Source organism: Dellaglioa sp. CoH-57-MRSF-20, from assembly GCF_056781955.1.
In genome coordinates this window covers 1-229 of the sequence record NZ_JBXAXV010000355.1, presented here as the reverse complement: position 1 = coordinate 229, position 229 = coordinate 1, and the positions used below count along the sequence as shown (strand labels likewise).

The window sequence follows — 229 nt, the reverse complement described above, 5'->3', positions numbered from 1 at the left end:
GAGTATGTAGCGGCATGCACAGAACTCGATAATCCTCCGGACCTGATGGTGTGGAGCAAAGAGAACCAGTGCTGGGTCTACGACATGGTGGCGCGCGTCGATATCCGTAGTCCCGGAACCCACTATCACATCGTACTGTCGGTGCTGGGCAGCAGGCTCACACAATATTTGGTGAATTGATGAAAGTTCGAATTGAAAAAGTATACGACCTGCACCGCATCGAGCACGA

1 protein-coding gene is annotated in these 229 nt (G+C 52.0%); it reads left to right on the top strand.

Translation table 11 applies throughout. The features are described from left to right. The coding region (locus tag AC1RPN_RS09280) for a hypothetical protein (RefSeq protein ID WP_481763895.1) at positions 1 to 180 on the top strand (180 nt) is incomplete at its 5' end. Positions 181 to 229: the final 49 nt, after the last annotated feature.